At 38.2% G+C, this 12,167-nt stretch carries 11 protein-coding genes; 4 read left to right on the top strand and 7 right to left on the bottom strand.

Features of this window, described 5'->3' with window-relative positions; translation table 11 throughout:
- Positions 1-50: 50 nt before the first annotated feature.
- From QPK98_RS10605 to QPK98_RS10580, 6 genes are all read right to left on the bottom strand, one after another.
- Complete coding sequence (locus QPK98_RS10605) at positions 51-431, bottom strand: DoxX family membrane protein (RefSeq protein ID WP_310993299.1); 381 nt, start codon at positions 429-431, stop codon at positions 51-53.
- A gap of 241 nt (positions 432-672) precedes the next feature.
- Complete coding sequence (locus QPK98_RS10600) at positions 673-1,662, bottom strand: aspartate-semialdehyde dehydrogenase (RefSeq protein WP_310993298.1); 990 nt, start codon at positions 1,660-1,662, stop codon at positions 673-675.
- A gap of 197 nt (positions 1,663-1,859) precedes the next feature.
- The gene (locus QPK98_RS10595; RefSeq protein ID WP_310993297.1) at positions 1,860-2,450 is read right to left on the bottom strand and encodes an N-acetylmuramoyl-L-alanine amidase family protein; all 591 of its coding nucleotides are present in this window, start codon (positions 2,448-2,450) and stop codon (positions 1,860-1,862) included.
- 47 nt (positions 2,451-2,497) lie between these two features.
- Positions 2,498-2,905 carry a large conductance mechanosensitive channel protein MscL gene (gene mscL, locus QPK98_RS10590; RefSeq protein WP_310993295.1) on the bottom strand — a complete coding sequence of 136 codons (408 nt, stop codon included), beginning with the start codon at positions 2,903-2,905 and terminating at the stop codon, positions 2,498-2,500.
- 69 nt (positions 2,906-2,974) lie between these two features.
- Positions 2,975-4,084, bottom strand: a complete 1,110-nt coding sequence (alr, locus tag QPK98_RS10585) for an alanine racemase (RefSeq protein WP_310993294.1) — start codon at positions 4,082-4,084, stop codon at positions 2,975-2,977.
- An 80-nt stretch (positions 4,085-4,164) separates the two neighbouring features.
- Positions 4,165-4,845 carry a thymidine kinase gene (locus tag QPK98_RS10580; protein WP_310993293.1) on the bottom strand — a complete coding sequence of 227 codons (681 nt, stop codon included), beginning with the start codon at positions 4,843-4,845 and terminating at the stop codon, positions 4,165-4,167.
- 183 nt (positions 4,846-5,028) lie between these two features.
- Here QPK98_RS10580 and QPK98_RS10575 point away from each other — a divergent pair, with 183 nt between their 5' ends.
- The 3 genes from QPK98_RS10575 (at position 5,029) to QPK98_RS10565 (ending at position 8,085) form a co-directional block, all read left to right on the top strand.
- Positions 5,029-5,886, top strand: a complete 858-nt coding sequence (locus tag QPK98_RS10575) for a DUF8457 domain-containing protein (protein ID WP_310993292.1) — start codon at positions 5,029-5,031, stop codon at positions 5,884-5,886.
- Positions 5,887-6,082: 196 nt separating this feature from the next.
- Positions 6,083-6,754: a 16S rRNA (cytidine(1402)-2'-O)-methyltransferase gene (rsmI, locus tag QPK98_RS10570; protein ID WP_310993290.1), complete on the top strand. Its 672-nt coding sequence runs from the start codon at positions 6,083-6,085 to the stop codon at positions 6,752-6,754.
- Positions 6,755-6,876: 122 nt separating this feature from the next.
- Positions 6,877-8,085, top strand: a complete 1,209-nt coding sequence (locus QPK98_RS10565; protein WP_310993289.1) for an ATP-binding protein — start codon at positions 6,877-6,879, stop codon at positions 8,083-8,085.
- A gap of 115 nt (positions 8,086-8,200) precedes the next feature.
- Here QPK98_RS10565 and QPK98_RS10560 read toward each other — a convergent pair whose 3' ends face one another.
- The gene (locus QPK98_RS10560; RefSeq protein WP_310993288.1) at positions 8,201-10,093 is read right to left on the bottom strand and encodes a hypothetical protein; all 1,893 of its coding nucleotides are present in this window, start codon (positions 10,091-10,093) and stop codon (positions 8,201-8,203) included.
- Between the two features lie 313 nt (positions 10,094-10,406).
- Here QPK98_RS10560 and recJ point away from each other — a divergent pair, with 313 nt between their 5' ends.
- Complete coding sequence (gene recJ, locus QPK98_RS10555; RefSeq protein ID WP_310993287.1) at positions 10,407-12,098, top strand: single-stranded-DNA-specific exonuclease RecJ; 1,692 nt, start codon at positions 10,407-10,409, stop codon at positions 12,096-12,098.
- Positions 12,099-12,167 lie beyond the last annotated feature (69 nt).

The raw sequence follows: 12,167 nt of genomic DNA, 5'->3' as shown, positions 1-12,167 counted from the left end.
AAAAAGGCCTCCATTGTGGAAGCCTTTAATTGTAATGAAAGTCTTTACTTTCAATGGAATAAAGGTCTGTAAGCCTTCCAATGCTTGTAGATTAAAACAACGTTTAATGCGATAACTATTATTGCAGGAATAAAGCCGGGCTTACCTGTAAACACGTGGTATAATAAAATATTGACGGAAATAGGTGCTAATAAAATTAATGCAAAAGGCACCCATTTACCGAGTATTAGCATTAAGCCAATAAGTATTTCGAACACTCCTATAGCTTTTAAAAGATAACCCGAATTACTGAGTATCTCCATCAAGAGCGCTTCGTCACCTGTGTAAATATGTGTTGGTAAAAAATTGAAATGAATTAGTTTACTCAATCCAAAAAAGAGTAAGCCTAAACCCAAAACAACTCTTAGTATTGTTGTAAAAGTAGATTTCATAGGCCAAATTTTTTAGTTAGTCATTAAAGATAATGAAAATAACTAAGCCTTTAAACAATAATACCTTTAAAATTTTAAGAGTAATACTGTTTAATATTCATTGCCTGGCTATTTTACAGCAGATGTTTGGTCTGTTGTTTTTAAAAACTCAGGAATGTTTTCAATGTATTTGGTCTGTTTATTGAACTTAAGATTATTTGCCTAAGCACTACGTTATCTACGTCAGGAATAAAAAAACAATTTACAGGAGTGCATTGGCCACCAAATATTCTGCAATCTGTATGGTGTTGGTAGCAGCTCCTTTCCGTAGGTTGTCGCTTACAATCCACATATTTAAAGTGTTTGGCTGTGTTTCGTCCCGGCGAATTCTTCCTACAAAAACTTCATCTTTATTGTGGGCATAAATTGGCATAGGGTAGGTATTGGTATCGATATTGTCCTGGAGCTTAAGGCCAGGAGTTTGGTGTAGCATGAGCCGAACATCGCTAAGTGTAAAATCATTTTCAAATTCTACGTTTACCGCTTCACTATGGCCTCCAGCTGTTGGAATTCGAACGGCTGTGGCTGTTACCGAAAATGTGCGATCGTCAAGAATTTTTTGTGGTTCTCGCGCCAGTTTCATTTCTTCTTTGGTGTAGCCGTTATCCTCAAAAACATCGCAGTGGGGTAGGGCATTTTTGTGAATGGGATATGGGTAGGCCATTTCGCCTTTTATGCCGGCCATTTCGTTTTCCATCTGCTGAACCGCTTTTAAGCCAGTGCCAGAAACCGATTGATAGGTTGAAACAACCACACGTTTCATTTTATATTTTTTGTGAAGTGGTGCCAAGGCCATTACCAATTGAATTGTTGAGCAATTAGGGTTAGCGATTATTTTATCGTCCTTGGTCAGTAAATGAGCGTTTATCTCTGGAACAATCAATTTTTTGTCTAGATCCATACGCCAGGCAGAGGAATTGTCTATAACCGTGGTTCCGGCCGCGGCAAATTTTGGCGCCCATTCTAACGAAGTGCTTCCCCCGGCAGAAAAAAGAGCGATGTTTGGTTTTTGGGCAAGTGCCTCTTCTAGACCAATTACCGTATGGGGCGTGTCTTTAAAATAGACTTCCTTACCAACCGATCTTTCTGAAGCAACTACAAGCAATTCATCAACAGGGAAATTGCGCGCTGCTAAAACTTTTAACATAACTTCGCCAACCATACCGGTGGCACCAACTAAGGCTAATTTCATATTCTGTAATTTTAACCACTATATACGCTAAATTTTTTGTGAAGCGCATAGCGGATTTTCTAAACTGTAAAATTAAGCTTTGCTGAGCGAATACTTCTAAATAAAAAGCAAAAAAGAACCCTCCCTAGCAGAAAACTAAGGGGGGTTTTAGAGTTAATTCAAGGTGTAGCGGTGATTTTCCCGATTAAACCGGGGCGCTATTTTATTATATTATAAATGGCTTCTGCAATTTTATTTTGCCCAGCAACTGAGGTCAGTATTTTGTGATCGTCAGGATTGCTTAAAAAGCCCATTTCTATTAGTGTAACTGGTGCGGCTACATTCTTTAAAATGTAAAAATTTGCATTTTTTACTCCGTTGCTCCGAAATTCTCTAGCAATAGAAGTTTCAACCTTTTGCGCAAAATCCTTTGACTCTTTGTTTAAAGCAGCGTCAGCACTGACAAAAAAATCGAACCCATTTAAGCTTGTATCTTCACTTGAGTTAATATGAAGTGAAATAACATAATCCGGGTTTAGGGTGTTTATCTGCTCCACCCTATCTTTTAGGGGGACAAAATAGTCTCCTTCGCGGGTTAATACAATTTTTACATCGTCAGCCGTGTTCAATGCTGCTATTTTTAATGCAATCTCAAAAGCAAGGTCTTTTTCCTTAAATCCGTCTATTGCAATGCCATCATCTTTTCCGCCGTGGCTTACGTCAATAACTATTGTTTTTTCGCCTGCGTAGGACAATGAAAATGTAAACAGCAACAATGTAATTCCAAAATTTCTCAGGTTTTTCGTCATAAGGTTATATTCTTAGCTACGATAACGCTGAAAACAATCAGAAATTACTATTTCTTAAGTGCATCGCGAATCTCCATTAAAATATCTTTTTCAGATGGTCCTGGGTCTGGAGCTGGCGCTTCCTCTTTTTTCTTTTTAGTTTTTGCATAGGCTCGTACCATCATAAACAGCACAAAACCAACAATTACAAGGTTAATTAGGGTGTTTACCCATTTACCCCATAGAATCGCATTTTCGGGTTTAACTATTTCTCCTTCGGCATCAATAACCTCAGCGTCCAAGACGTACTTTAGGTCTGCGAAGTCCATCCCACCAGCAAAATGACCAACAATAGGCATAATCATATCATTTGTGAATCCTGTAACCACAAGACCTACAGCACCTGCTAGAATTACCGCAACAGCCAAATCGACCACGTTGCCGGTCATAATAAAATCTTTAAATTCTTTTAACATAATAATTGGTTTTAGTGTTTATAATTTTCAAATTTACTTAAAGAAATTATTATTTGGTAATTTGTTTTTCTATTTTCTGCAAACAACCCGTTTTACACGTTGCGAAATTCCCGTTATTAATTCATAGGAAATAGAGTTTGCTGCGGCAGATAAAACTTCAGCAGATTGCGACGCTCCAAAAACAATTGCCTCATCGCCTTCTTTACAATCAATATGGGTTACATCTACCATAATCATGTCCATACAAACATTCCCTAGAATTGACGCTTTTTTACCGTTTACGCTTACCCAGCCCTTGCCATTACCCAATGATCTGGGGATACCATCTGCATGGCCAATGGGTAGGGTTGCAGAACGCGTCTGTTTTTCAGCAATAAAACCGCGGTTATAACCAACGCTTTCGCCTGTTTTTACAGTGTGAATTTGAGAAAGCTCTGTTTTTAAGGTGCCAACGGGTTTTAAATGTTTGTTCTCTTCGTCATCGTTTCCAAAACCGTACAGTCCAATTCCTGAACGCACCATATCAAAATGGGCTTCTGGATAATTTAAAATCCCTGAAGTATTTGCACAGTGTAATATTGGACTATACCCAAGAGCGTTGATTAACTTTTTTGATGATTTGCTAAATAGTTCAATCTGCTTACGGGTAAAATCACTTTCGCCCAAATCTTCACTGGCAGCCAAATGTGAAAATGCCGACTTTACAGTAACGCTATTGGTTTTAGAGAGCATTTTGGCAATGATCGGGATATCATCTTCAAGAAACCCCAATCGGTTCATACCCGTATTGAATTTTAAATGAATTGGATATGCTGTCTGGTTTTTTGACTCGGCGAAAGCAATAAACTTTTCTAACATTCTGAAGGAATATATATTGGGTTCCAAGCAGCGGTTTACTATTAATTCAAAATTAATAGGCAGTGGATGCAATACTAAAATGGGTGTTTTTATACCGCCATCGCGCAGGGCTTCGCCTTCACTGGGGTAGGCAACGGCAAAGTAATCTGCTCCTAAATCTATTAGCTCTTTTGCAATGGCTACAGAATCGTTTCCATAGGCATATGCTTTTACAACGGCCATAAACTTGGTACCCGGTTTTATTTTTGAAGTAATGTATTTATAATTATGATCTAATGCGTTAAGGTCTATTTCCAGTACAGTTTCTTTCGCTTGTTGCATTTTGAACGTGTCGTTTTTAGATTGAATTCTAATTTATTTTAAACAGAATTTGCAGGTTTTTTAATGAAGTATGTGGCTTTTTAGGCTTGATTTTCAGGTTTATCGGAAGATTCATTTTTAGTTGGCTCCTGTTTTTCCGAAGGTATTGCCTGAATATCATTAACCTCCAGTTTTACTACTTTATCCTGAAGTTGTGCTTTAAAAAATGCTGCTCTGCTTAGTGGTTCGTATTCTTCGGTCTCCCCCAATAATACTAAATCTTCACTTTTCGCTTTTCTATAACTGTAATTGGCTAGGTTTCCCGTTCTGGTACAAATGGCATGCACTTTTGTAACGTATTCTGCAGTTGCCATTAAGGCTGGCATTGGGCCAAAAGGGTTTCCTTTGAAATCCATGTCTAGGCCTGCAACTATTACCCGAACCCCGCGGTTTGCAAGGTCATTGCATACTTTTACAATTTCATCGTCAAAAAACTGGGCTTCGTCTATTCCAACTACATCACAATTGTCTGCTAAAATCGGAATATTTGCCGCTGCAGGAACTGGGGTAGAACGAATTTGATTACTATCATGGCTGGTTACGGCGCCTTCAGTATAACGCGTATCTATGGAAGGCGTAAAAATTTCAACCTTTTGACGAGCGAATTTTGCGCGTTTCAGTCTTCGGATAAGCTCTTCAGACTTTCCTGAAAACATAGAGCCACAGATAACTTCAATCCATCCAAATTGTTCTTTCTGATTTACGGTATTTTCAAGAAACATAGTTTAATTTTACACGCAACATACAACATTACTATTTTTTAACGTAAAAGCCCAACCTGAAGCTTGTAAGAAACAGTTGAAAAACAACAGATTTAAACAAGAAAACAAAAATAGTTGATGTTTACGTCAAGGATGCGTAAATTTATAAAAACAAAAGAGAAATTCGGTTTAATTTAAAAAGATATGAAGAAGAAACTCCGCGAGCAAATCACTGCGCTTGCAAAGCAAATTATTGAAGACGAAAAAACGTTTAAAGCTACTACAGCAAAAGCCTTGGTGGCAAAACTTTATGATAAACTGATAGTGCTTGAGTATCTCGAAAAACAATTAGAAGACGATTTAGACCAGGAGCAGGAAGAATCGCTAGATTCTAAAAGTTTCCGTGAGGAAAATTGGTTTACCGAGCCTGAGCCTGTGCCACAACCGGAACACAGTGAGGATATTATTGAGCCTTTGATGGAAAAAATAAAGGATATTGTAGCCCAAATGCCACAAGAAGGCGAACGCATTGACGAACTTTTAGATGAAATGCTACCGAACAATAATAATGGCACTCCTACAACTGAGTCTGAAAATGAGGAGTCCAAAAATGAAGACAAACCTGAAGAAGAAGAGGAGCCAAAGGAAGCTGAGAGGCCGAAAGCAAAATATGTAAAGAATGATTTGGAAGAATTCGCTTCAAGTTATCAACAAATGCCAGAGTTTGAACGTAAGCAAACTGAATTATTTCCAGAATCAGAATCGGTTGAGGTGGAAAAGCCTAAAAAAACAATGACAGAGTCGCGTAGAAAATCTTTAAATGACTCCGTAAACATAGGGCTCAATATTGGGCTCAATGATAGGCTGGCGTTTATAAAACATCTTTTCGGAGGGCAGGTTGAAGATTACACCCGCGTACTTTCGCAGATAAACACGATGGAGAATTATGAAGATGCCCAAAGTTTTATAAAAAACCAGGTGAAACCAGATTATAACCATTGGGAGGATAAAGACGTGTATTCAGAACGATTTATGCATATTATTGAGAAGCGTTTTAATTAAACAGGCTACTGAAAAGGCAGCTTAAAACGCCAGCTACTAGATTACCACAGCGTCACTTACCACACTGTTTTTCGGTTTAGCATTGGCTTTTTTGCACACTACGGTATTAACGATTCCAGAATTACATTGCCATTATTGGGAATCGTCTTTTATATTGATTTCTTATTTCTTCGAAAAAAAACAGTTCGCACAAATTATGGGAAAATTATATTTAGTACCAACCCCGATAGGGAATTTAAAAGACATGACTTTTCGCGCAGTTGAAGTGCTAAAGGAAGCAGATTTAATACTTGCTGAAGACACCCGAAACAGTGGAAAATTGTTAAAACACTTTGAAATTGGCACGCAGATGTATGCGCACCACATGCATAACGAGCATAAAACTGTTGCCGGAATTGTAAAACGAATCCAAGATGGTGATACTATTGCCTTAATAAGTGATGCTGGAACGCCGGCCATCAGTGATCCTGGGTTTTTATTGACACGTGCTTGCGTTGAAGTAGGGATTGAGGTAGATTGTCTTCCTGGGGCAACCGCTTTTGTTCCAGCCCTTGTAAATAGTGGTTTTCCGAATGATAAATTTGTCTTTGAAGGCTTCCTTCCCGTAAAAAAAGGGCGCCAAACACGCCTTGAGTTTTTAGCCGAAGAAACCCGAACTCTTATTTTTTATGAATCACCACATAAATTGTTGAAAACCCTTACCCATTTTGTGAAATACTTTGGAGCCGAAAGGCTGGTCTCCGTTTCACGGGAAATTACAAAACTTCACGAAGAAACCATACGCGGAAGTGCCGAAGCGGTCTTAACCCATTTTGAAAATAAACCCCCGAAAGGAGAGCTTGTAATTGTAGTTGCTGGAAAAAAATAGTCAAAAAACCGATAATACTACGTTATAGGTTGCATTTTTAGATATAAATTGTTTTTTATAAAAAACAATTTATATGTATTTTTGTTTTTAATGATAAACAATATTTAGTATATTTGTTGTCTATGGAAAACAATATTAGTCAGCTTTTCATTATCAGTGAGCGTATATTAAACGCTTTAGATACCCAAAAAGAGCGGTATCTTTTAGAACGTATTGATTGGTCTGAGCGGCTTATTGGTGTAAAGGGTGCAAGGGGTTCAGGAAAAACAACCTTATTGCTACAGCAAATAAAGTTTCATCTTTCCAAGACTGATAAAGCGCTTTACACCTCGCTAGACAATCTTTATTTTTTAAATAATACGCTTATTGGCTTAGCAGAAGAGTTGGTCTTACAAGGTGGTACACATCTGTTTTTAGATGAAGTACACAAATATCCCAATTGGTCACGCGAGTTAAAATTGATATACGATCAGTTGCCTTCCTTAAAAGTTGTATTTACCTCATCTTCTATTCTAGAAATAAACAAAGGAGAATCGGACTTAAGTCGGCGCGCAGTAAAGTATATTTTAAAGGAAATGTCATTTCGAGAATATTTAAACCTAAAGCACAACCTAAACCTATCTTCTTTCGGTTTTGAATATATTCTAAAAAATCAAAAGAAGGTGGCTACTGAATTGAAAAAGCAAGTTGAGTTTCCGGTAGCAGAATTTAAGGAATATCTAAAATACGGCTGTTACCCCTATAGTTTTGAAGGTGTAGTCAATTATTATCCAAAGCTTTTAGACACCATAGACCTCATGTTGGAAGTTGATGTAAGTGCTGTGGAAAACATGTCTTTTCAGGAGAGTAGAAAAATAAAAAAGCTGCTTGTAGCAATTGCGCAGAATGCTCCTTTTACGCCAAATGTTTCAAAGCTTAGTGAGCGTTTAGGGTTTTCGAGGAATTTTTTATTGAATTCCCTTAAAATTTTAGACCGTGCCGAGCTCATCCATGAGTTTTTTACGCCCACTAAAGGTGTTGGAGCTTTTACAAAACCTGAAAAATTATACCTTAACAATACAAATTTAATTTATGCGCTTGCTCAAAGCCAGTTAGAGCAAGGAACACTTCGTGAAACATTTTTTGCCAACCAAATAAAACACCTGCATGAAATTCATTTGGTTAAAAAAGGAGATTTTCTCATTGACCGAAAATATACTGTTGAAATAGGCGGCAAGAATAAAACTACCCAGCAGATTACTGGAATTAAAAATGCATTCGTGCTAAGGGATGATATTGAAATTGGAGCCTTGAATATAGTGCCTTTACATCTTTTTGGGTTATTGTATTAACTCCATAGAATTGATGCCTAAATAATTATGGCGTTAATCATTCAAAAGAAAGCGGTTATATGGCCAAACTTTTCGCAACATAACCGCTTTTTAACTAATTCAAACAGCTAATTAATTACCTACAGAATAAAACGCGATCCCAGATATTTCGATGGTTATCTGTTCCATTTGTCAGATTTAATTCAACCTCCAATCGGATTTCATAGGCGCAAGGTTTTAGTGCGTTAAAGTCTCCAAGGTAACTTGCTGTGCCATAAGCCTCTTCTCCAGGTACTGGGACATCTATAGCTTCAAAATTATTTGTAGCTCCTTGCCCAGTAAAATTGATTGCAACATTACCAAGGTTAGGATTTCCGGCAGAATACTTCACATTTATAGTATCAGTTATTTTATTACAGCCATTTCCCGGGCCTGTCAATTCAACCAAGTCTATCATGGCGATACCACGTTCGGAAGGCACTTGCGTTACAGGAAGCCAAGAGCCGCCCTTATTCACATTGTCGTAATGGATGTTGCAAATTGCCAACGGAAGTGAAAAGCCGCATTGAACCTTAGAGGCATCATTGCCAGCTTCGCGCTTAAACATGCGGAGTGCAAAGTACTTGTTTTTTTCAACTAGTGCGGGGGCTTCGCCAGCGTCTAAAGCACTTTTGTCTTCTGTGGTGCTAGTCAATTTTTCAGTTTTTAATACTAGTAATGATCCTAAGAGGTTAATTTCATGGATGGTTCCTGAGGGTTGTTGTGGTACTTTTATCCAGTTGCCATCAAACTCCACCTTTATCTCGGTTCGGCCAAAAACATCTGTGTTGCCACTTCCTCCAATTACATAGGTGTCATTTTTCCAAACAGAACCTTCAATTAATCGGTCGGCAATTTTTGTTCGGGCTATGGCATCTGGGGTTACATCGTTCCAATTGGCTTCAGGAATTGTACCCACATCTACAGATGGACTGCTTACCTTAGCATATTGAAATTTATATTCACTAGGATGACCGTTCATTTTTTGGTTTAGCGATCCTCTTAAATCAATATGGCTATAAAATGCGTTGTCATTCCACGATGGCTCTGTTTTTCCTTTTGTTCTACCCGTGGCCGTGTCAATTTCATAAATTGGGTGATAATCTCTTGCACCTATACTATAGAACCCAATAGGAACACTGGGGTTTGCACCTTCTACGTTTTCTAAGCAAAGGTTTACACATAGGCAGTTTCCAACGTTTCTTCTACTTGGTTTATGTGCTTCGAAATGACTTTCGGCAAAAACCGAAACGCCGCTTATGGCAAACTTAAAGTAGATGTCGGGCCCGCTACCAGAGGCGAAGAAGGGCGTTGTTTCTATATTGATAAACGGGGATAAAAATGTTTTTTTAAAGTTTTTAGATCGATAATAAATGCAGAATCTTCCGGTGGTATCGGTTACTTTACTTCCTAGTAAATCGTCTGTAATAATATCGTCGTCCATTGCAATTACCTCAACACCTGCAAGTGGAGCCTGGGTTTTACAGTTTGTAAGTGTTCCACAGATTATCCAAATGTCAAGTCTTTTCAAAATATAACACCATATACTTTTTAGGATGTTGTGGTTCCAACCTGCAACTAAACCTTCTTCTTGTTCGCGCCATTTGGGCTGAATTACATCTAGTAGTACTTCAAAGGGTTTAAAGTTTTTTGGTTTCTCGGTATCTTTTTGCCCATAATCGGGAACGTCATCATAAAAAAGTACTATGGCAACTGCGCCACCTTCATACTTTTTTTTAGTATCGTTAATTACAATTTCATAATTCCCTGAAATATCAGTCTCAGTTTGGGCCAGAAATTGACTGTTTCTGCTTTTAATATCGGCTTCTTCAAAAACCTGGGAAATTTCCTTACTTTGGGCGGCCGTAAAAGCAGTGGCTGCATTTTGCCGTTCATTTAAACTATATACCCGAATTTTAGTGTTCGGAATAACGAATTCATTTCCATCGCAAATAGCGGTTTGTAATTTACCTTTGATTGTGTACTCCATAATACTTGTTTTAGATTACTGTTTTTTGTGCCGGTGTTGTTAGTGCCGGATGGTAAAATTAAAACGGGCTTTATAGATTTAACAAGATAAACAACTGATTGTTAGTGGGTAAAACCCTAGTTTTTATATATAAAATCCCCAGAAACACTCTAGGAAAAACCCTCTTTTCGGTATTTTTAAAATTGAGTCTTTCCAAATACAAAATAGAATTTGTAGTTTTACCGTACTCTCCTTTTATAGAATAATTACACAATCCATTAATAGGTCCTGATAGACTTTGGGGCAAAATTTTAATCCTTGGAAATAACAATATATGCGCTGGACACTAAAACCGAAACCTGATCATGAAAAAGTAGATTCGCTTTCAAAAGCATTGAATGTGGAGCCGCTAATAGCATCATTATTGGTACAGCGCGAGATTGAAACTTTTGAGAAAGCAAAGAAATTTTTCCGCCCAAGCCTGGACGATCTCCACGATCCGTTTTTAATGAAAGATATGGATAAAGCTGTCTCTCGAATTGAGAAAGCAATTAAAAACGAAGAGAACATTCTGGTCTATGGCGATTATGATGTGGATGGAACCACAAGCGTGGCGTTGCTGGCCACATACTTAAAAAGTTATTATCCAAATGTTGCCACTTATATTCCCGATAGATATTCTGAAGGATACGGAGTTTCGTATAAGGGAATTGATTATGCCGAAGACAACGCGTTTACATTAATTATTGCATTAGATTGTGGGATAAAGGCCATTGATAAAGTGGCTTATGCGGCCGAAAAATCAATAGACTTTATAATTTGCGATCACCACCGCCCCGGAAAGGAAATTCCAAAAGCTGTTGCAGTTTTAGATCCTAAACGTGAAGATTGCAATTATCCCTACAAAGAGCTTTGTGGGTGTGGAGTAGGGTTTAAGTTGATTCAGGCGCTTTCAGAAAAAAGAGGCTTGCATATAGAAGATCTTCTGTTGTATTTAGATCTGGTTGCCACCGCAATTGGTGCAGATATTGTCCCGATAACTGGTGAAAACAGGATTCTTGCCTATTATGGATTAAAAGTGATAAACAGCAATCCGCGTATTGGTTTTAAAGCCATGTTAAAGCAAGTGAAAAAGGAAAAATTAAGCATTACCGATGTAGTTTTTATCATTGCGCCACGCATCAATGCCGCGGGCAGAATGAAACATGGCAATTATGCCGTAGCCTTACTTTCTGAAACCAATGCCGAGCAGGCAGATAGCTTTGCTGCAGAAATTGAAGAATTTAACACCGATAGAAGAGAAGCCGATAAACAGATTGCCGCGGAAGCACTTCAGCAGGTTATAGCAAACAAAGAGGAGGAAAGAAGCACTACGGTTGTATATCATGAAAGTTGGCATAAAGGTGTAATTGGCATTGTAGCTTCGCGATTAACGGAAACCTTTTATCGCCCTACTTTAGTTTTTACCAAGAGCGGCGAAAAACTTGCCGCCTCTGCGCGGTCTGTTAAAGGTTTTGATGTTTATAAAGCTTTGGAAAGCTGTTCGGAGCACATAGAACAATTTGGCGGCCATAAGTATGCCGCGGGACTTACGTTGTTTGAAAAAGATTTTGACAATTTTAAAAATGAATTTGAACGCGTGGTATCCGAAACCATACCGCCACATTTATTGATTCCTGAAATAAAAATAGATGCCGAAATAGACCTACAAGACATTAATCCGAAACTCTATAGAATTTTAAAGCAATTTGGCCCTTTTGGTCCGGGCAACATGACCCCGGTTTTTATGACTCAAAACCTTAAAGATGTGGGTTATGGTAAATGTGTGGGGAAAGATAAATCGCATTTGCGGGTAGTGGTAAAGCAAGGGAATTCCGATCAATTTACAGGAATTGGCTTCGGAATGGCTAAAAAAAGTGATATTGCCTGTGGTGGAAGCCCTTTTAAAGCTGCCTATTGCATAGATGAAAACGAATGGCAGGGAAATGTGAGCTTACAACTAAGGTTGAAAGATATTATGGAGTGATTCAGGATTCAGTACGCAATGTTCAGTAGTCAGTACGCAGTGTTCAGTAGTCAGTACGCAGTGATCAGT

The organism is Aequorivita marina (assembly GCF_031631895.2).
Classification (GTDB): domain Bacteria; phylum Bacteroidota; class Bacteroidia; order Flavobacteriales; family Flavobacteriaceae; genus Aequorivita; species Aequorivita marina.
The sequence above is the reverse complement of the archived record's forward strand: the minus strand, read 5'-3'. Positions and strand labels throughout refer to the sequence as shown.